Here is a 20,434-nt window from a genome sequence, read left to right as displayed (position 1 = left end):
AAGACGTTGCATTAGTTCGTCGGGAGGCGTCGGGCGCAGATGAGGGTGACGGCCAGGCGGGCCAGCGCGGTGATCGTCGTGGCGGTGCGGTCGTAGCGCAGCGCGAGGCGTTTGTAGGACAGCAGCCAGCCCAGGGTGCGTTCCACGACCCAGCGGTGCCGGCCGAGGCGGGCACTGGAATCCCGGCCGATCCGAGCGATCCGGGTGGTGATGCCGCGCCGGCGTAGGTAACGACGGACCCGCGGGTTGTCGTAGCCCTTGTCCCCGTGCAGCTTGACCGGCCGGCGCCGCGGATGGCCGCGACCGCCCCGCTTGATCGCCGGCATCGAGTCCAGGATCGGTTCGACGAAGAGGCTGTCGTGCCGGTTCGCGGCCGAGATCAGCACGTTCAGCGGCAGCCCGTGCGCGTCGACGAGCAGGTGGTACTTGGTGCCGGCCTTGTCTCCGGTCGGTGGGGTTCGGGCCGGTCAGCTCACCCCCCTTTTCGCGCGGACACTGACGCTGTCGAGGCTGGCCCGCGACCAATCCAGCTGTCCTTGGCTTCCGAGCTCGTTGAGCACGGCTTCGTGCAGCCGGTCGAAGACGCCGGCCTCGGCCCACTCGTGCAGGCGCCGCCAGCAGGTCCAGCCCGAGCCGTAGCCGAGCTCGACCGGCAGCTTGGCCCAGCCGATCCCGGTGGAGAGCACGAAGGCGATGCCTTCGAGCACGTCCCGGTCGGAGACCCGGGGTCGGCCGGTGCGGCCGTGGATGGCCGGCTTGCGCGGTGGGATCAGCGGCTCGACCAGCGCCCACAACTCGTCACTGATCAGCCGCTGCGGCGGGGAAGACACCGACGACATGGCCGGCAGTCTGCGCGGAGCCCTCAAGCTCCGACAGAGCCCGAAGCCCTACTTCCGCAACGTCTCCTTAGCGGTACCCATCAAGCAATCAGCACATTGCTGTGAGGTCTGCCGCCCGCGGAGATGCGCGTGAGCGCGGTCACGGGCGCCGGATGACGACGCTCAGGCGGACCTCGGTGCGGCGAGGAGCGTCTGGAGCCGTCCGAGGAGGGCGTCGGGCCGGTGCAGGTCCACGGCGGTGGCGAAGACGACGCGCCAGTCGACGGAGGTCAACCGGTTCAGGCGCTGCCGGTCCGCGCGGAACTGGGTGGGGTCGCCGTGCCAGGCGCCGTCGTACTCGAGCGCCAGCCGGTGCCCGGGCCAGGCCAGGTCGACCCGTGCCACGAACCGGCCGCCGTCGCGCACGACGAACTGGGCGACCGGTGTCGGGAGCCCCGACCGGAGCAGCAGCAGCCGCAGCCGGGTCTCCTGCGGCGACTCCGCCAGCCCGTCGGCGAGCGCGACCGCCTGGCGCACGTGCCGGCAGTCCCGCCCGGTCAGGACGGCGGCTGCTGTACGGATGCCAGGCAGGTCGGCCGGGCCGCTGCGTACGAACCGGTCGAGGTCGACGACGGCGTCGTCGAGCGGCCTGGTGCGGGCGAGGTCCAGGCCGGTGCGCAGGGGTGTGGTGACCTGCGTGCCGTCCCGCACGGTGACGTCGGTGGGAGCGAGCGCCCGTCGGGTGAGGACCACGCCGGGGACCGCACCGGAGCGGCAGGCGGGCGGGACGGTGCAGGTGACCTCGTCCGCCGAGTCCGCGAGGCCGACGCCCCAGAGGACGGCGGCGCTCCGCCCGCTCACGACGGCTCCGGGGAGCAGGAGGCGCGCCACGGCGTGCGCCCGGACGCAGTGGTCGACGGTGGCCGTGGTGCACGCGTAGACGTCGGGGAAGAGCCGCCGCCATGCCGAGGAGCGCAGCTGTGCCGGCGTCAGCAGTCCGGCCCGCACGACCGCTGAGCCGCGGAAGACGCGGCCGGTCAGTTCCGGTGGACGCATCGGCGGACGGGACACGAGTCGGGATGGTGCCGCGATCGGGCGGTGCCCGGTCGGCGTCATCCACAGGGAGTCGTCGAGATGCGGCTCGACGCGGTCACGAGACCCGCGGAGCCGACGTCGAGCCGCATCTCGGCGGGACTGGCGGCGGTGGGCAGGTAGCGTCGGCGGCATGGTCCGGGCTCTGGGGCTGCCGTTCGACCCGATCGAGCGTGCGGGGGAGACCTGGGAGCAGCGCTTCGGCCCCGCCGCGGCGATGCGCGCGGCGACGTCGGTGTTCCGGGTGCAGCAGATCCTGCTGGCCCGCTTCGACGAGGTGCTGCGGCCGCACGGGATCACCTTCGCCCGCTACGAGGTCCTGGTGCTGCTCACCTTCAGCCGCACCGGGCAGCTCCCGCTCAAGGTCATCGGCAGCCGGCTGATGGTGCACCCGACCAGCGTCACCAACGCCATCGACCGGCTGGTCGCGGCCGGGTTCGTCGACCGCCGTCCCAACCCGGCCGACGGCCGCGGCGTGCTCGCCGGCATCACCGAGCGCGGCCGCGAGGTGGTCGAGGTGGCCACCCGCGAGCTCACCGCGCTCGACTTCGGCCTCGGCGACGTCCCGGAGGACGAGCTGGACACGCTCTTCGAGGTGCTGCGGCGGGTCCGGCTCGGCGCCGGGGACGTCGCGCCGGGCACCGCCGACCGGGGCTGACCGGCCCGCGACACGGCCGGTCCTCCCGGTGGGATCATGGGGGGCATGCAGCCCACCCGTCCCGGACGTCCCGACCCGCGCGCGCAGGCCCAGCAGGCACAGCTGGCCGCCTCCCTGGCCGGTGCGGTCGACCTCGCCGCCGTCAAGGCGCGCTCCGAGGCCGCCGCTCGGGCCCAGGCCGCCCCGCCGCCGAGTGCCGCGCCCTCCGCCGGCGCGGCCGGCTCGGCGGTCGTGGACGTCACCGAGGCCACCTTCCAGACCGAGGTCCTCGACCGCTCCTTCCAGGTGCCCGTGGTCCTCGACCTGTGGGCCGAGTGGTGCGGGCCGTGCAAGCAGCTGTCCCCGGTGCTCGAGCGGCTGGCCGCGGAGGGCGCCGGCTCCTGGGTGCTCGCCAAGGTCGACGTCGACGCCAACCCGGCGCTCGCGCAGGGCCTGCGGGTCCAGGGCATCCCGGCGGTCAAGGCCGTCTGGCAGGGGCAGCTGGTCGCCGAGTTCACCGGCGCCATCCCCGAGGACCAGGCCCGCCAGTTCGTCACCGAGCTGGTGCGCGCGACCACCGGCGGCGCGGTGCCCGGTGCGGCCGAGGACGGGGACGGGGACGACCAGCTCGACGACCCGCGCCTGGACGCCGCCGAGGCCGCCCTGGAGAACGGGGACCTGGAGGCCGCCGAGGCCGCCTACGCCTCGATCCTCGAGACCGAGCCCGACCACCCCGTCGCCGGTCTCGCGCTGCGCCAGGTGCAGCTGTTCCGCCGTGCCGACGCCGCCGGCCCCGACGCGCTGGCCCGCGCCGACGCCGCCCCCGACGACGTCGCCGCCCAGACCCGCGCCGCCGACTTCCTGCTCGGCACCGGCGACGTCGAGGGCGCCTTCACCCGCCTGGTCGACGTCGTCCGCCGCACGTCGGGCGAGGACCGCGAGCAGGCGCGCCAGCACCTGGTCGAGCTGTTCGGCGTCGTCGGCGACTCCGACCCGCGCGTGGCCGCCGCCCGGCGCCAGCTCATGGTCGCCCTGTACTGAGGAAGGACCTCCGGGGTCCTTCGATCAGGCGCCGACGTCGCAGGGCGCCGCGCCCTGCAGGAACCCGGCGCGGAAGACGTCGACCAGCTGGAAGCCGGTCAGCTCGACGTCGGCCAGCACGTCGGGGTCGTTGCCGTACTCGAGCAGGAACTGCACGCTCTCGTCGAGGTCGCCGGGGGAGATGGTCACGCTCAGCTGCTGGTTGTAGACCTGCGCCGCGTACCAGCCGGTCAGGCACACCGCCGACTGCAGGGCGTCGGTGTCGTCGGTGGACAGGCCCAGCTGGTCGCGGGCGGCCAGCGCGTAGGGGATGGACACCCCGGTCACCAGGGCGAAGTCACCCAGCTGGTAGGCGGCGGGCGCGAACTCGGTGACCTCGTAGGCGACCAGCCCGCCGTCGTCGGAGCAGTAGACGAGGTCGACGACGGCCGTCGCGCAGCCCGGCGGGTTGCCGGAGAACGTCTCCAGCGGCGGGGGCTCGAACGTCCCGCCCAGGACCTCCTGGAAGGCGCGGGTCCAGAACTCCGGCAGTGACGACTCGATGATCTCCTGCGTCTCGTCGGGCGGCGCGTTGCCGCCGGTGGCCAGGTCGGAGTCGCGGGTGAACTCGCCCTGCGTGAAGACGCGGTCCGGTCCGTACCGGTCGCGGCAGGCCTCGGCCCCGTCGTCGAAGCCCTCCTGGAACGCCGAGACGCGGTCGAAGTAGGAGCCGTGGGCCTGCTGCTCGCCGCTGCCGGTGCCCACCGGGTCGCGCAGCAGGAAGTAGCCGCGCAGCAGCTGGTCGAGGTCGGCGGTGTCGATCTCGGAGTACCGGGCGTTGCCGTCGGCGACCCACGCCGTCCACGCGCCGGCCAGGCAGTCGGCCTGCGTCTCGGTGGCGATCGAGGTCTGCGGGTAGCCGACCCGCGCCTGCACCGCGTGGCCGAACTCGTGCGCCATCACCAGCTGCGGCAGCACCTCGCCGTACTCGGAGGCGAGCTGGGCGAGGAACGCGCGGTCGTAGCTGATCGAGTCGGAGTTGGGCACCTCCTGCGAGGAGCAGTAGAAGGCGTTGTTCTCCAGGTCGCGCGGGTCGGTGCCGCACCCGATGCCGTCGGGGTAGAGGGACGGGTCCACGTCGTCGGGGTCGACGCTGAAGTACCCGCCGCTCAGCGGCTCGAAGGGCTGCCCGTAGACGTCGGGGAAGCGCTCCGTCCAGAAGGTCTCCAGGTCGGCCAGGGCGTTGCGGGCCAGCGTGTCGATCGGGCCCTCGCTGGCACCCACGATCGGGACGGCCCCGTCCCCGACCGACTGCTGCGGCGCGAGCTGGGAGCTCGGCCGGCCGATGACGACGTAGGAGCACGCCGAGGTCAGCAGTACACCCAGGGTCATCAGCACGAGCAGGCCCCGGGAGCGCGCGGTCAGGTCCATCGAGGGCCTCCTACCCGGGGACGGTGTCCGCGAACGCCGGTGCACACCTCCCGGACCAGGAGGTGAGCACCGGGCGGCCCCCTGCGGGGGGCACGGGGGTCCTCCTACTCGTGCAGCAGCCAGACCGTGCCCAGGGGAGGCGCCGACACGGCCGCCGAGTACGGCTGGCCGTGCCAGGGCTCCTCGACGGCCTCGACGCCGCCGTAGTTGCCGACGCCGGACCCGCCGTAGCCCTCGGCGTCGGTGTTGAGCACCTCGCGCCACCGGCCACCGCGGGGGAGGCCGACCCGGTAGCCGTGGTGCGGGGAGCCGGAGAAGTTGCAGACGACGGCCAGCGCCTGCCCCGACGTCTGACCCGCGCCGTCGCCGCCGGAGGACCGGCCGAAGCGCAGGAACGTGACGACGTTGCCCGACGAGTCGTTCGCGTCGATCCACTGGAAACCGGCCGGGTCGACGTCGAGCGACCACAGCGCCTCGAGCTCCCGGTAGCGGGCGTTGAGGTCGGTGACCAGGCCCAGCACGCCCCGGTGCGCCGGGTCGTCGAGGTGCCACCAGTCCAGCGAGCGGCTCTCGGCCCACTCGGAGTCCTGCGCGAACTCCGAGCCCATGAACAGCAGCTGCTTGCCGGGGTGGGCCCACATGTAGGCGAGGTAGCCGCGCACGTTGGCCAGCTGCTGCCACCGGTCGCCGGGCATCTTCCGCAGCAGCGAGCCCTTGCCGTACACGACCTCGTCGTGGCTGATCGGCAGCACGTAGTTCTCGGAGTAGGCGTACATCATCGAGAACGTCAGCTGGTTGTGGTGGTAGCTGCGGTGCACCGGCTGGCGCTGCACGTAGGCCAGCGAGTCGTGCATCCAGCCCATGTTCCACTTGAAGCCGAAGCCCAGGCCGCCGAGGTGGGTGGGCCGGGTGACGCCCGGCCAGGCGGTCGACTCCTCGGCGATGGTCACCACGCCCGGCACCTCGCGGTAGACGGTCGCGTTGACCTCCTGGAGGAACGACACCGCCTCGAGGTTCTCCCGGCCGCCGTGCACGTTGGGCACCCACTCGCCGGCCTTGCGCGAGTAGTCGAGGTAGAGCATCGAGGCGACGGCGTCGACCCGCAGCCCGTCGATGTGGAATTCCTGGCACCAGAACAGCGCGTTGGCGACGAGGAAGTTGCGCACCTCGGTGCGGCCGAAGTTGAACACGTAGGTGCCCCAGTCCGGCTGCTCGCCGCGGCGGGGGTCGGCGTGCTCGTAGAGCGCGGTGCCGTCGAAGCGGGCGAGCGCCCACTCGTCCTTGGGGAAGTGCGCCGGCACCCAGTCGACGATGATGCCGAGGCCGGCCTGGTGTGCCCGGTCGACGAGGTACCGGAAGTCGTCGGGGCTGCCGAAGCGCGACGTCGGCGCGAAGTAGCTGGTGACCTGGTAGCCCCACGACCCGCCGAAGGGGTGCTCGGCGACCGGCAGGAACTCCAGGTGGGTGAAGCCGGCGGACACGGCGTAGCCGACCAGCTCCTCGGCCAGCTCCCGGTAGGACAGCCCCTGCCGCCACGAGCCGAGGTGCACCTCGTAGGCGCTCATCGGCCGCTGGTGCCAGTCCCCGCTCGCCCGGTCGGCCAGCCACGCGTCGTCGTTCCACTCGTGGGTGGACTCGACGACGACCGAGGCGTTGAGCGGGGGCACCTCGGTGGCGAAGGCCATCGGGTCGGCCTTCTGGCGCCACACGCCGTCGGCACCGAGGACGTGGTAGCGGTACCGGACGCCGGTCTGCACGCCGGGGACGAACAGCTCCCACACCCCGATGGAGCCCAGCTGGCGCATCGGGTAGGCGCGGGCCTCCCAGTAGTCGAAGTCCCCGGTGACCTTGACGCCCTGGGCGTTGGGCGCCCAGACGGCGAAGGACACACCCTCGACGGTGCCGCGCGGGGTGTCGTAGCGGCGCACGTGCGCGCCGAGCACCTGCCACAGCTGCTCGTGCCGGCCCTCGCCGATCAGGTACTGGTCGAGCTCGCCCAGGGTCGGCAGCCACCGGTAGGGGTCGTCGACGGTGAAGGTGTCCTGCCCGCCCTCGGCGTTGCCGTAGGTGACCTCGATGCGGTAGTCGCCGGGCTGGCGCGGCAGGGCGGCCTCGAAGACCCCGCCGTCGTGGATCTGCCGGGCCTCGTGGCGGGCGTCGTCCTGGTCGACGACGGCCACCGCGACCGCGTTGGGGCGCAGCGAGCGCACCACCCAGCCGTCGGCGGACGGGTGGGCGCCGAGCACGCGGTGCGGGTCGCGCGACCACCCGTCGACGATCGCGCGCAGGTCCTCCTCGCGGACGTCGTCGGGGGCGGCCTCGCTGGTCACCGGTCCGCCGGCCTGCTCCCCGGGCGTGCCCTCCGGGACGCCCTCGGGCGCAGGCGCCGACCCGGGTGCGGCCTCGGGCGCCGTCCCCGGTGCGCTGCCGGGCTCGGGTGCCTGCGGCGTCATGGGCTCGGCCGGGTCGGGGTCGGGTGCCGTGGGCTGCCCCGCGGGCGCACCGGAGGGCGAGCCGGGCTCGGCGATCGGGGCCGGGGCGATGACCGGTGCCGCCGTGCCGCCCTGGTCGGCGACGACGTCGGCGGTGGGCTCGGCCGCCGTGTCGGCGACGGTCCGCTTCGCCGGGGCGCGTTTGCGGGTGGCCTTGACCGGGGCGTCGTCGCCGGCCGCCGCGGTCTTCTTCGCCGGGGTCTTCTTCGCCGCCGCCGTCTTGGCCGGGGTCTTCTTGGCGGCGGCCTTCTTGGCCGGGGCGCGCTTCGTGGTCGGGCCGGGGTTCACGACCGGCTCGCTCTCGGCCGCCTCCGCCTGGATGGCCCGCTCCTCGACCACCCGCTGCAGTTCTTCCTTGGTGGCCGGCGCGTCCGCGGTCTCGTGGGCGGTGGTCGTCCCGGGTGGGGGTGTCGAGTCGCTCGTCGTCATCGTCGCGTTGCCGTCCTCTGCCTCGTCGTCTGCCTGCCTGCTGCGGTGCCGTCCTGCCGTGCTGCCGGACCCGGCGGTCACGCCTCGGCGGTGAGCCGGGACAACGACTGCAGCGGGATCATGAGCCAGTTCGGCCGGTTGCGCGCCTCGTAGACGCACTCGTAGACGGCCTTGTCCGCCTCGAAGGCCCGCAGCAGGGGGGAGTCCCCGCACGGGTCCATGCCGCTGGCCGCCGCGTACCCCGTGCAGAAGGCGCCGCGGTTGCGCACCGCCCACTCCTGCGCCCGGTAGGCGCGCTGGGCGTCCTCGGGCTGCTCGACGAGCATGTGCCGGGCGGCGTAGTCGAAGCTGCGGAGCATGCCCGCGACGTCGCGCATCGGGCTGTCGAGCTGGCGCCGCTCGGCCAGCGGCCGCGCCGGCTCGCCCTCGAAGTCGAGCACCACCCAGCCGGTCGCCGTCCGCAGCACCTGGCCCAGGTGGAAGTCGCCGTGCACCCGCTGGCGCACGACCGTCTCGGGGCTGTCGGCCACCGCGGCGTAGACCGCCCGCAGGCCGCCGAGGTGCTCCTCCAGCTGCGGGACGACCGACAGCGCCTGCTCCAGGCGCGCGGCCATGGCCTGACCGGTGGCCGAGAACCAGTCCCGGTCGGCCGGCTCGCTGGGCAGCACCTGCGCCAGGTCCACGTGGACGGCGGCGGTCGCCGCGCCGAGCCGCTCGCTGTCGGCGGCGAAGTCACCGCCGACCTCGTCGGCGTGCAGGTCCCCCTCGGCGTAGAGGTCGCGGACGCTGGCGGTGGCCAGCCGCCACCCGTCGCTGGCGTTGGGCACGAACGTCTGCAGCATCGCGGCCGTCGCCGGCTCCACGCCCCGATCGGGGTCGTCGATCTCGATGTGGCCGAGCAGCGGCGCGATGTGCTTGTTGTCCGTGCGGCGCAGCGCGGCGTGGATCTCGACGTCGGGGTTGAGCCCGGGCTCGAGGCGGCGGAACAGCTTGAGGATCGCGTCCTGGCCGAAGACCAGCGAGGTGTTGCTCTGCTCGGTGGACACGACGTCGCCGGGGACGCCCTCGGGGATGGTGGCGACACCGGCCGGGTGGAAGTGCATCGGCCCGACGGTCGAGGCGGCCACGAGGTGGGTCAGCCAGGGGATCGTGGCGTCGCGGTCGCGCAGCGCGTCGTAGGCGTAGTTCTCCCGGTCGGCACCCGGGACGGCGCCGATGAAGGCCGAGCTGAGCTCCTCCTCCGGGTGCCCCCGCCACGACAGCGGGACCAGGTAGGTCTCGGCCGCGCCGTCGGTGTAGGTGACGCGGACGCGGTGCACCGACAGCACCGGCTCGGTCTTGGAGAGGAGGAAGCCCTCCTCGGCGACGTCGGCCCACTCGCGGCCCTTGCCGCCGAACCAGCGTTGGTGCGGCATCCAGTCGCGCAGCAGCTCGGTCAGGGCGGTGCTCATCGGGCTCCTCCGGTGCTGGGCGGGACGTCGTCGCCGGTGCGCGTGTCGCTGTCGCCGGGGATCTCCTCCGCGGCGGTGAACACGCCGGCGGCCAGCAGCGAGTCGGCGACGGGGCTGGTCTCCTCGGCCGCCTCCACGACCGGCTCGGGCGCCGCCTCCTCCGGCGGCCTGGCCAGCTCGAACCAGTAGAAGCCGTGGCCGGCGAGGGTGAGCATGTAGGGCAGGACGCCGATCTGCGGGAACTCCACCCGGCCGGTGAGCTCGATCGGCGTGTAGCCCTCGAAGCGGCGCAGGTCGAGCTCGACCGGCTGGGGGAACCGGGAGAGGTTGTTGACGCAGAGCACCAGGTCGTCGCCGAACTCCCGGACGAACGACAGCACCGTGGGGTTGCGCGAGCCGATCTCCTCGTAGGTGCCCCGGCCGAAGGTCGGGTGCTCCTTGCGGACGGCGATCATCCGCCGGATCCACTGCAGCATCGAGTTGCTGTTGCGCAGCTGGGCCTCGACGTTGGTGGTCTGGTAGCCGTAGACCGGGTCCTGGTTGAGCGGCAGGTACATCCGCTGCGGGTCGGCGGTGGAGAAGCCGCCGTTGCGGTCGGGCGTCCACTGCATCGGCGTGCGGACGCCGTCGCGGTCACCGAGCCAGATGTTGTCGCCCATGCCGATCTCGTCGCCGTAGTAGAGGACCGGCGAGCCGGGCAGGCTCAGCAGCAGCGCGTTGAACAGCTCGAGGGTGTTGAGGTCGTTGTCAAGCAGCGGCGCCAGCCGGCGGCGGATGCCGATGTTGGCCTTCATGCGGGGGTCCTTGGCGTACTCCGCCCACATGTAGTCGCGCTCCTCGTCGGTGACCATCTCGAGGGTCAGCTCGTCGTGGTTGCGCAGGAAGATGCCCCACTGGCAGTTGTCGGGGATCGGCGGCGTCTGGGCCATGATCTCCGAGATGGGGAACCGCTGCTCGCGGCGGGCGGCCATGAACAGGCGCGGCATCACCGGGAAGTGGAAGGCCATCTGGCACTCGTCGCCGTCCTCGCCGAAGTACTCGACGACGTCGGCCGGCCACTGGTTGGCCTCGCACAGCAGCACCCGGTCGGGGTAGTCGGCGTCGACCACCTTGCGGACGTGCTTGAGGAACTCGTGCGTCTTCGGCAGGTTCTCGCCGTTGGTCCCCTCCTCCTCGAACAGGTAGGGGACCGCGTCGAGGCGGAAGCCGTCGATGCCCAGGTCCAGCCAGAACCGGAGGGCGTCGATGATCGCCTCCTGGACCGCCGGGTTCTCGAAGTTCAGGTCCGGCTGGTGGGCGAAGAAGCGGTGCCAGAAGTACTGCCGGCGCACCGGGTCGAAGGTCCAGTTCGAGCTCTCGGTGTCGACGAAGATGATCCGCGCGTCGGCGTAGCCGGTGTCGTCGTCGGCCCACACGTAGAAGTCGCCGTAGGGACCCTCGGGGTCGCTGCGGCTGGCCTGGAACCAGGGGTGCTGGTCCGAGGTGTGGTTCATGACGAAGTCGATGATCAGCCGCATGCCGCGCGAGTGGGCCTCGCCGATGAGGTCCTTGAAGTCCTCGATGTCCCCGAACTCGGGCAGCACGGCGGTGTAGTCGCTGACGTCGTAGCCGCCGTCGCGCAGCGGTGAGGCGAAGAACGGCGGCAACCAGAGGCAGTCGACGCCGAGCCACTGCAGGTAGTCGAGCTTGTCGATCATGCCGCGGAGGTCGCCGATGCCGTCGGCGTTGCTGTCGGCGAAGCCCCGGACCAGCACCTCGTAGAAGACGGCGCGCTTGTACCAGGTCGGGTCGGCGCCCCGCGCTGGCAGCGCGGACACCGCGTCGGGGGAGTCGGGCACGGGGAGCGTCATCGGTGCGGGGGCCCTCGGGTTCGGGGAGTGGCTGGTGGAGGGGGAGGGGTCAGCGGGCCGTCGGCGGCCAGGTCACCTGTCGCGGCAGCGCGAGGGAGAGGACGTGCGCCGGCTCGCGGTAGGGGTCGAGCTCCACGTAGTTGAACTGCCCCCAGTCGTACCGGTCGCCGGTGAGCTCGTCGGTGACGCCGAAGCGCTCGTGCCAGTCCAGGCCGAGCACCGGCAGGTCCAGCGACGTCGTCCCGATCTGCCGGTCGTGGCTGTCGAGGGTGACGACGACGAGGACGGCGTCCTGCGAGCCCGGGTCGGTCTTGGAGAAGCAGAGCAGGTTCGGGTTGTCGACCGGGTGGAAGGTGAGCGTCCGCAGCTGCTGCAGCGCCGGGTGCTGCCGCCGGATCTCGTTGAGCCGCCGCAGGTAGGGCGCCAGCGTCCGCCCCGCGGCCTCCGCGCCGGCCCAGTCGCGCGGGCGCAGCTGGTACTTCTCGCTGTCGAGGTACTCCTCGCTGCCCGGGCGCACCGCCACGTGCTCGTAGAGCTCGAAGCCGGAGTAGACGCCCCAGGTGGGGCTCAGCATCGACGCGAGCACGGCCCGGATCTTGAACATCGGCGGGCCCCCGTACTGGAGGCTCTCGTGGAGGATGTCCGGGGTGTTCACGAAGAAGTTCGGCCGCATGTAGTGCGCGTTGGCGGCCAGCTCGCGGCCGTAGTCCTCGATCTCGCCGCGCGCCGTCCGCCAGGTGAAGTACGTGTAGGACTGCGTGAACCCCAGCCGCGCCAGCTGGTGCATCATCGCCGGCCGGGTGAAGGCCTCGGCGAGGAAGAGCACGTCCGGGTCGGTCTCCTTGACCTTCCAGATCAGCCAGTGCCAGAAGTCCAGCGGCTTGGTGTGCGGGTTGTCGACGCGGAAGACGCGCACGCCGGCGTCCATCCACACGCGCACGACCCGCAGCACCTCGGCGTAGAGGCCCTCGGGGTCGTTGTCGAAGTTGACCGGGTAGATGTCCTGGTACTTCTTCGGCGGGTTCTCCGCGTAGGCGATGGTGCCGTCGGGCTTGGTGGTGAACCACTCCGGGTGGCTCTTCACCCACGGGTGGTCGGGCGCGGCCTGCAGCGCGAGGTCCAGCGCCACCTCCATGCCGAGCTCGCGGGTGCGGTCGACGAAGGCGCGGAAGTCGGCCATGGTGCCCAGCTGCGGGTGGACGGCGTCGTGGCCGCCCTCGTCGCTGCCGATGGCCCAGGGCGAGCCGACGTCGTCCGGGCCGATCTCGTGCGGGTTGCCGCCGGGGTAGGCGGCGGTGTTGGGCCCCTTGCGGTTGACCTTCCCGATCGGGTGGATCGGCGGCAGGTAGACCACGTCGAAGCCCATGTCGGCGACGGCGGGCAGCCGGTCGGCCGCCGTGGCGAAGGTCCCGTGCGTCGGGGTGCCGCCGACCACCGGGCCCTCGGAGCGGGGGAAGAACTCGTACCAGGAGCCGTAGAGGGCGCGCGGGCGGTCGACCCACACCTCGTACTCGGGCGAGGGCGTGACCAGCTCGCGGACCGGGTGCTCGTCGAGGTACCGCTGCAGCGCGGCGGTCAGCGCCGGGGCCACCCGGTCGTGCAGGTCGCGGGACTCGTCGCGCAGCGCGGCGGCGGCCTCGGTGAGCCGGCCGGCCCACCCGTCGTCGGCGTCGCCGGCCACCCGCTCGAGCAGCCGGGCGCCCTCCTCGAGGTCGTTGGCCAGCTCCCCGGCTCCCTGGCCGGCCTCGATCTTCACCTCGACCGCGTGGTGCCAGGTGGCCAGCGGGTCGCTCCAGGCCTCGACCCGGAAGGTCCAGCGGCCCTCCCGGTCCGGGACGACGGTGGCGATCCACCGGTCGGGCTGGTCGCCGTAGCGGCGCATGCGGTTGAGCGGGGCCCGCGTGCCGTCGGGAGCGGTCCAGACGACGTCGGCCGCGACGGCGTCGTGGCCCTCGCGGAACACGGTGGCGGTGACCGGCAGGTGCTCGCCGACCACGGCGCGGGCGGAGAAGGACCCGCAGGACACGACGGGGGCGACATCGGTGATGCCGAGGCGGAGGTCAGCGCGGCCAGTCATCCCGGCCACGCTATCGACGGGGCGTCGGGTGAGCACATCGGCTGCTGAGGGCTGGCGTTCGTGCTGCCGCACCGGCGGGACGGAGGGGTGGCCGGGACGTCTGCTCGCCATGACTCATCCTGGCGCGTCGGCCGGGGAACCGCCCGGTCGGTCCGGTCTTCCGCGGCTGACTAGTCTCTCCGCGTGCGAGCACTGCGTAGGTTCACCGTCCGGGCGGCCCTCCCCGAGGCCCTGACACCCCTCTCCCAGCTGGTGATGAACCTCCGCTGGTCGTGGCACGCCGAGACCCGTGACCTGTTCGAGGCGCTGGACCCCGAGCTGTGGCAGACCTGCGGCAACGACCCGGTCAAGGTGCTCGGTGAGGTGTCGGCCGAGCGGCTGGCCACCCTGTCGCGCGACCGCCGGTTCCTGCGCCACCTCCAGGACGCCGTCGACGACCTCGAGGACTACCTGTCCTCCGCGCACTGGTACCAGTCGCTGGGGCCCGATGCGCCGCGCAGCATCGCCTACTTCTCCGCCGAGTTCGGCATCACCGAGGTGCTGCCGCAGTACTCCGGCGGCCTGGGCATCCTGGCCGGTGACCACCTCAAGGCCGCCTCCGACCTCGGCGTGCCGCTGATCGGCGTGGGCCTGCTCTACCGCGCCGGCTACTTCGAGCAGGGCCTGTCCGCCGACGGCTGGCAGCTGGAGCGCTACCCGTCGCTGGACCCGCACGGCCTGCCGGTCAAGCTGCTGCGCCAGCCCGACGGCTCGACCGTCGTCGTCAGCGTCCCGCTGCCCGAGGGGCGCACCCTGCACGCCCACGTGTGGCGGGCGCAGGTGGGCCGGGTCTCGCTGCTGCTGCTCGACAGCGACATCGAGGAGAACGCGCCGGCCGAGCGGGGCGTCACCGACCGGCTCTACGGCGGCGACGAGGACCACCGGCTGCGCCAGGAGATGCTGCTCGGCATCGGCGGCGTCCGGGCGGTGCGCGCCTACTGCCAGCTCACCGGCACCCCGCAGCCGGAGGTCTTCCACGCCAACGAGGGCCACGCCGGCTTCCAGGGCGTCGAGCGGATCCGCGAGCTGACCGAGTCCCACGGGCTGTCCTTCGCCGAGGCGCTGCAGGCCGTCCGCGCCGGCACGGTGTTCACCACCCACACGCCGGTGCCCGCGGGCATCGACCGCTTCCCCCGGACGCTGATCGAGCGCTACTTCGCCGGCTTCGGCGTCCCGCTCGAGCACCTGATCCCGCTCGGTTCCGAGGACGACCCGTCGAAGTTCAACATGGCGCACATGGGCCTGCGGCTGGGCCAGCGCGCCAACGGGGTCAGCCAGCTGCACGGGCACGTCAGCCGGTCGATGTTCAGCGACCTGTGGCCCGGCTTCGACCAGGGCGACGTCCCGATCGGGTCCATCACCAACGGCGTGCACGCGCCGACCTGGACCGCCCGCGAGCTGGTCGAGCTCGGCACGCAGACCTCCAGCGAGGGCGACCCGTTCGAGGGTCAGGGGCCGGCGTCCTTCGACGGCGTCGACCGCATCCCCTCCGGGGAGCTGTGGACCACCCGCCGGATGCTGCGCGGACGGCTCGTCGACGAGGTGCGCCGCCGGCTGCGGGAGACCGCGCTGTCCCGCGGGGCGGCCGAGGCCGAGGTCGGCTGGACCGACACCGCCTTCGACCCCGACGTCCTCACCATCGGCTTCGCCCGCCGGGTGCCGTCCTACAAGCGGCTCACCCTCATGCTGCGCGACCCCGAGCGGCTGCGGGCGCTGCTGCTCGACCCCGAGCGGCCGGTGCAGCTGGTCATCGCAGGCAAGAGCCACCCGGCCGACGACGGCGGCAAGCAGCTGATCCAGCAGATGGTGAAGTTCGCCGACGACCCGGCCATCCGGCACCGGATCGCGTTCCTGCCCGGCTACGACATCGGCATGGCCCGCTACCTGTACTGGGGCTGCGACGTCTGGCTGAACAACCCGCTTCGGCCATTGGAGGCCTGCGGCACCTCCGGCATGAAGGCGGCGCTCAACGGCGGGCTCAACCTCTCCATCCGCGACGGGTGGTGGGACGAGTGGTTCGACGGGCAGAACGGCTGGTCGATCCCCACCGCCGACGGCGTCGACGACCACGACCGCCGCGACGACGTCGAGGCCCGGGCCATCTACGACCTGCTGAGCACCCAGGTGGTGCCGCGGTTCTACGAGACCGACCGCGACGGCGTCCCCAGCCGCTGGGTCGAGATGGTGCGGCACACGCTGCGCGAGACCGGCCCGAAGGTGCTGGCCACCCGGATGGTCCGCGACTACGTCGAGCACCTGTACGTGCCGGCGGCCGGCTCGGCGCGGACCATGGCCGACGGCGGTTACGCCCCGGCGCGCGACGAGGCGCAGTGGCGGGCGCGGCTGCAGGAGAACTGGAGCGGTGTGCGGGTCGCCCACGTCGAGGCCACCGGCGGTGGTGACACCCCCGAGATCGGCTCGACGCTGGCGCTGCGCGCGGAGGTCGAGCTGCCGCACCTCACGCCCGCCGACATCGAGGTGCAGGCGGCCTACGGGCGGGTCGACGACGCCGACGGCCTGCACGAGGTGACCACGGTGCCCATGGCGCACGAGCACACCGAGGGCTCCCGGCACTGGTTCACCGCCACGGTGCCGCTCGAGCGCACCGGCGCCTTCGGGTACACGGTGCGCGTGCTGCCGCACTCCGAGCACCTGGCCGACCCCGCCGAGCTGGGGCTCGTCCGCAGCGCCTAGAAGGACCCTCCTGCTCCCCACCCCTCGTGAGCTCGGGGCGGGACCCGTAGGAGGGCCGGCCGGCACCACTCGTCACGCCGGTCGCAGCACCCCCAGGGGGAGCGGCGACCCGGCGTGGCGGTGGTGCTCGACCACCCACTCCGGCGCGCGGTCACTAGGCTGGCGCGCATGCCCGACCGCTGTGAAGTCCTGCCCGGAGACGCCGTCGTCGCCCGACGCGGCGGGGGTCTGCTCTGGGTGGACGCTCCCGGTTCGCCCGCCCTCGTCGCCGCGCTGCACGCCTGCCTCGGCGTCGCCGGCCCCGGCGCCGACCGCGTCCTGGCGGCCGTCGCCGCCCAGGCCGCCCCGCTCGGCGGTGGCGCGGCGTCCTTCGCCCTCGTCCTCGTCGACTCGTCGGGGGGCTCGGGCACCGGCGTCGCGCTGTGGTCGGGCAAGGGCCAGCCGGCCGTCGACGGCGTCCCGGTGTCGGGCCAGCCGGTCGACGGCGGGTGCAGCATCGCCGCCGGCTTCCCGCTCGGCGCCACGCTCTACGTCGGCCCCGGCCAGGCAGCGCCGCAGATGCCGCCGGGCGTCGCCTACGACCTCACCGAGGGCACCGTCCCCGGCTCCGGCGCGATGCTCCAGCTCGCCGCCGCCGCGCACGTCTCCGCCGCCGTCCCGCCGGCCACCGCGATGCCGTCGTCGTCGCCGTCGTCGTTCACCGCCGGGTCCGACGCCGGGTTCGCCGGCGCCGCGTCCTACGGCTCGACCCGGGCCTCGTCGGCGTCCGGCGCGGCCGCCCGCACCGACGACGGTGGCGAGGAGACCGCGTTCTGGAAGCCTGACTCGGCCTCGGCGCCGGTGCTGCGCTTCGACGACGGCCTGGTCGTGACCGTCGACGAGGACCTCGTCCTCGGCCGGCGTCCCGACAGCCACGAGCTGGTCACCAGCGGTACCGCCCGCCCGGTGCCCATCGCCGACACCCAGAACGTGCTCTCCTCCGCGCACGCGGCCATCCAGCGCAGCGGCGGCGAGGTCAGCCTGACCGACCTCGGCTCGCTCAACGGCACGCACGTCGCCGGCCCGGAGGCGACCGAGTGGACCCAGCTCGAGCCCGGCGTCGCCCACCCGCTCTCCGACGGTGACCGCCTCCTCCTCGGCTGGACGGTCATCACCTACGAGGTCCCGCAGGACTAGGAGGACCCCGTCCTCCCCCTGCAGGGAGGCCGCGAGAGCCCGGGTCCGTCACGGACCCGGGCTCTCGGCGCGTTCCCCAGGTCAGGGGCGGCGCAGGACGCGGAGCAGCCAGACCGTCCGCGGCGGCACCTCGACCCGCCCCGGCGCGACGACGGCCGGCCGCGGCGGGGCCCCCGTCGGGTACTCGGTGCTGACGACGAACTCGTAGCCGTCGGACCACGGCGGCCCGGGCAGGTCCACGGTCACCGGCTCCGGCCCGGCGTGCAGCTGCACGAGGTAGGAGTCGTCCACCACCGGCCGGCCGTGCTCGTCGCGGTGCCGGATGCCGCGGCCGTCGAGGTACATGCCGATCGTCTGCAGGCCGGTGTCGAACCAGTCGGCAGTGGTCAGCTGACCGCCGTCGGGGGCGAACCAGGCCAGGTCGCGGGTGCCGTGCGTGCCCGGCAGCGCGGTGCCGGGGATCTCGTGGCCCTCGAAGAAGGCCTCCTGCCGCAGCACCGGTGAGCGGCGGCGCAGGTCCACCAGCCGGCGGACGAAGGCCAGCAGGTCCTCGTCGGCGCCGTCCCAGTCGATCCAGGAGACCTCGGTGTCCTGGCAGTAGGCGTTGTTGTTGCCGCCCTGGGACCGGCCGAGCTCGTCGCCGGCGGTGAGCATCGGCACGCCGGTCGACAGGAGCAGCGTGGCGAGGAGGTTGCGCACCTGCCGCGCGCGCAGTGCCCGCACCTCGGGGTCGTCGGTCGGTCCCTCGACGCCGCAGTTCCAGTTGCGGTTGTGGCTCTCGCCGTCCCGGTTGTCCTCGCCGTTGGCCTCGTTGCGCTTGCGCTCGTAGGTGACCAGGTCGGTGAGGGTGAACCCGTCGTGGGCGGTGACGAAGTTGACGCTGGCGAACGGCCGCCGGCCGTCGGAGCGGTAGAGGTCCGAGGAGCCGGTCAGCCGGTAGGCCAGGTCGCGGACGCCGACGTGCGCGCCGGACCACACGTCGCGGACGGTGTCGCGGTACTTGCCGTTCCACTCCGTCCACAGCGGCGGGAAGTTGCCCACCTGGTAGCCGCCCTCGCCGACGTCCCAGGGCTCGGCGATGAGCTTGACCCGGCTGACCACCGGGTCCTGGTGGACGACGTCGAAGAAGGCCGAGAGCCGGTCGACGTCGTGGAAGGAGCGGGCCAGCGCGCTGGCCAGGTCGAAGCGGAAGCCGTCGACGTGCATCTCGGTGACCCAGTAGCGCAGCGAGTCCATGAGCAGCGCCAGGACCGCGGGACGGCGGACGTCGAGGGTGTTCCCGCAGCCGGTGTAGTCGGTGTAGCGGGCCGGGTTGCCGCCGGCGAGCCGGTAGTAGCCGCCGTTGTCGATGCCCTTGAGCGACAGCGTCGGGCCGCTGTGGTCGCCCTCGGCGGTGTGGTTGTAGACGACGTCGAGGACGACCTCGATGCCGGCGGTGTGCAGCGCCTTGACCATCGCCTTGAACTCGGTGACCTGGGCGCCGCCGGACCCGGCGGAGCTGTAGGCGGCGTGCGGGGCGAAGTAGCCGAGGGTGTTGTAGCCCCAGTAGTTGGTCAGCCCGCGGCGCAGCAGGTGCGGCTCGCTGACGAAGTGGTGCACCGGCAGCAGCTCGACGGCGGTCACCCCGAGCGACCGCAGGTGCTCGACGAACGCCGGGTGCGCCAGGCCCGCGTAGGTGCCGCGCAGCGCCGGCGGGACGTCGGGGTGGCGCATGGTCGCGCCCTTGACGTGCACCTCGTAGATGACCGTGTCCGACCACGCGGTGCCCGGCCGCCGGTCGCCGTCCCACGGGAAGGAGTCGTGCACGACGACGCCGCGCGGTACGCACGGCGCGGAGTCCCGCGGGTCGGCGGCGCCGGCGTCACCGCCCTCGAACGGGAAGCCGAACAGCGACGGGTCCAGGGTCAGCTCGCCGTCGACGGCGCGGGCGTAGGGGTCCAGCAGCAGCTTCGCCGGGTTCCACCGGGCGCCGGCGCCGGGCTCGTAGGGGCCGTGCACCCGGTAGCCGTAGCGCTGGCCGGGGCCGATCCCGGGCAGCCGGCCGTGCCAGACCTGGTGGGTGGTCTCCCGCAACCGGTGCCGGTGCTCGGTCCCGTCGGCGTCGAACAGGCACAGGTCGACGGCGGTGGCGCCGGCCGACCACAGCGCGAAGTTGGTGCCGGTGCCGTCCCAGTGCGCGCCCAGCGGGGCGCTCGAGCCGGGCCAGACCTCGACGTCCTCGGGAGTCCTCACCCGGCGATCCTGCCAACTCCTCACCCGCGTCGGCGGGAGGCGGCCGGGACGGGTTGGATGGGGTCGTGTCGAGCAGCGCGGTCCCCGACCACCCCGCCGGACCTGACTCGGTCGTCGAGATGCAGGGCGTGGACGTCGTCCGCGGCCAGACGCACCTGCTGCGGGGGGTGGACTGGACGGTCCTGCCCGACCAGCGGTGGGTCGTCCTCGGCCCCAACGGCGCCGGCAAGACGACGCTGCTGCAGCTGGCCGCCGCGCACATGCACCCGACCCGCGGCGAGGTGCGGCTGCTGGGCGAGACGCTCGGCGCCGTCGACGTGTTCGAGCTGCGCCCGCGGATCGGCCTGACCAGCGCGGCGCTGGCCCAGCGGATCGAGCCGGGGGAGCGGACCGGAGACGTCGTCGTCTCGGCCGGGTACGCCGTCGTCGGCCGCTGGCGGGAGCGCTACGACATCCACGACCTGTCCCGCGCCGCCGTCCTCATGCAGCAGTGGGGGGTCGCCGGCATCGCACACCGGCCCTTCGGCACGCTGAGCGAGGGCGAGCGCAAACGGGCGCAGATCGCCCGCGCGCTGATGCCCGACCCCGAGCTGCTGCTGCTCGACGAGCCCGGCGCCGGCCTGGACCTCGGCGGGCGCGAGGACCTCGTCAGCCGGCTGTCCGACCTCGCCGCCTACGCCTGCGCGCCGGCCCAGGTGCTGGTCACCCACCACGTCGAGGAGATCCCGCCGGGCTACACCCACGCGCTGCTGCTGCGCGGCGGCGAGGTGGTCGCGGCGGGACCGGTCGACGGCGTGCTGACCGCCGAGGCGCTGTCGGAGACCTTCGGCCTGCCGCTGGCGCTCGAGCGCACCGACGGCCGCTTCACCGCCCGCCGCCGCTGAGCCCGGCCCTCTCGCAGGATCCCGCCGCGAGCTCGCGAGCGGATGGGGGGCGAGAGGGTCCTTATAGGGTGCGGCGGCGACCACACCCCCCGTCGACCGTCCCCCTGGAGGT

Annotated in this window: 12 protein-coding genes and 1 pseudogene; 5 read left to right on the top strand and 8 right to left on the bottom strand. The window is 73.3% G+C overall.

All coding sequences use genetic code 11. From position 1 onward, the window contains the following. Nucleotides 1-11: 11 nt before the first annotated feature. Both ABQ292_RS04760 and ABQ292_RS04755 read right to left on the bottom strand, forming a co-directional pair. Nucleotides 12-839: pseudogene (locus ABQ292_RS04760) on the bottom strand (IS5 family transposase). Between the two features lie 162 nt (nucleotides 840-1,001). Next, entirely contained in the window at nucleotides 1,002-1,874 is an 873-nt protein-coding gene (locus ABQ292_RS04755; RefSeq protein WP_369203759.1) for a hypothetical protein, read from the bottom strand. 169 nt (nucleotides 1,875-2,043) lie between these two features. On the opposite strand from ABQ292_RS04755, the gene ABQ292_RS04750 reads away from it, so the two are divergent. Together ABQ292_RS04750 and ABQ292_RS04745 are read left to right on the top strand one after the other, a co-directional pair. Continuing rightward, on the top strand, nucleotides 2,044-2,568 hold the full coding sequence (locus ABQ292_RS04750; protein ID WP_369203757.1) for a MarR family winged helix-turn-helix transcriptional regulator: 525 nt from the start codon (nucleotides 2,044-2,046) through the stop codon (nucleotides 2,566-2,568). Nucleotides 2,569-2,613: 45 nt separating this feature from the next. Further along, a complete protein-coding gene (locus ABQ292_RS04745; RefSeq protein ID WP_369203755.1) occupies nucleotides 2,614-3,588 on the top strand; it encodes a tetratricopeptide repeat protein in 975 nt (324 codons plus the stop codon). A 24-nt stretch (nucleotides 3,589-3,612) separates the two neighbouring features. Here ABQ292_RS04745 and ABQ292_RS04740 read toward each other — a convergent pair whose 3' ends face one another. The 5 genes from ABQ292_RS04740 to ABQ292_RS04720 all read right to left on the bottom strand — a co-directional run bounded on the left by ABQ292_RS04740 (nucleotide 3,613) and on the right by ABQ292_RS04720 (nucleotide 13,297). Continuing rightward, nucleotides 3,613-4,998 carry a neutral zinc metallopeptidase gene (locus ABQ292_RS04740; protein ID WP_369203753.1) on the bottom strand — a complete coding sequence of 462 codons (1,386 nt, stop codon included), beginning with the start codon at nucleotides 4,996-4,998 and terminating at the stop codon, nucleotides 3,613-3,615. Between the two features lie 104 nt (nucleotides 4,999-5,102). Next, nucleotides 5,103-7,919 (bottom strand): 1,4-alpha-glucan branching protein GlgB, encoded by a 2,817-nt coding sequence (gene glgB, locus ABQ292_RS04735; RefSeq protein WP_369203751.1) that lies wholly within the window; start codon nucleotides 7,917-7,919, stop codon nucleotides 5,103-5,105. A 77-nt stretch (nucleotides 7,920-7,996) separates the two neighbouring features. Then, entirely contained in the window at nucleotides 7,997-9,370 is a 1,374-nt protein-coding gene (locus tag ABQ292_RS04730; RefSeq protein ID WP_369203749.1) for a maltokinase N-terminal cap-like domain-containing protein, read from the bottom strand. After that, nucleotides 9,367-11,220 carry a maltose alpha-D-glucosyltransferase gene (treS, locus tag ABQ292_RS04725; protein WP_369203747.1) on the bottom strand — a complete coding sequence of 618 codons (1,854 nt, stop codon included), beginning with the start codon at nucleotides 11,218-11,220 and terminating at the stop codon, nucleotides 9,367-9,369. The genes ABQ292_RS04730 and treS overlap by 4 nt, the downstream gene beginning before the upstream one ends. A 49-nt stretch (nucleotides 11,221-11,269) precedes the next feature. Continuing rightward, the gene (locus ABQ292_RS04720; RefSeq protein WP_369203745.1) at nucleotides 11,270-13,297 is read right to left on the bottom strand and encodes an alpha-1,4-glucan--maltose-1-phosphate maltosyltransferase; all 2,028 of its coding nucleotides are present in this window, start codon (nucleotides 13,295-13,297) and stop codon (nucleotides 11,270-11,272) included. A gap of 183 nt (nucleotides 13,298-13,480) precedes the next feature. On the opposite strand from ABQ292_RS04720, the gene glgP reads away from it, so the two are divergent. After that, nucleotides 13,481-16,030: an alpha-glucan family phosphorylase gene (gene glgP, locus ABQ292_RS04715; protein WP_369203743.1), complete on the top strand. Its 2,550-nt coding sequence runs from the start codon at nucleotides 13,481-13,483 to the stop codon at nucleotides 16,028-16,030. 168 nt (nucleotides 16,031-16,198) lie between these two features. Further along, nucleotides 16,199-17,206, top strand: coding sequence for an FHA domain-containing protein (locus tag ABQ292_RS04710; RefSeq protein WP_369203741.1), 1,008 nt, complete (start codon nucleotides 16,199-16,201; stop codon nucleotides 17,204-17,206). Nucleotides 17,207-17,287: 81 nt separating this feature from the next. Here ABQ292_RS04710 and glgX read toward each other — a convergent pair whose 3' ends face one another. After that, entirely contained in the window at nucleotides 17,288-19,438 is a 2,151-nt protein-coding gene (gene glgX, locus ABQ292_RS04705) for a glycogen debranching protein GlgX (protein WP_369203739.1), read from the bottom strand. A 65-nt stretch (nucleotides 19,439-19,503) separates the two neighbouring features. Between glgX and ABQ292_RS04700 the strand changes: the two genes are divergently transcribed. Beyond that, nucleotides 19,504-20,322: an ABC transporter ATP-binding protein gene (locus ABQ292_RS04700; RefSeq protein ID WP_369203737.1), complete on the top strand. Its 819-nt coding sequence runs from the start codon at nucleotides 19,504-19,506 to the stop codon at nucleotides 20,320-20,322. Nucleotides 20,323-20,434: the final 112 nt, after the last annotated feature.

The organism is Geodermatophilus maliterrae, from assembly GCF_041018925.1.
GTDB classification, from domain to species: domain Bacteria; phylum Actinomycetota; class Actinomycetes; order Mycobacteriales; family Geodermatophilaceae; genus Geodermatophilus; species Geodermatophilus maliterrae.
This window is presented reverse-complemented; position numbering and strand designations above follow the sequence as displayed.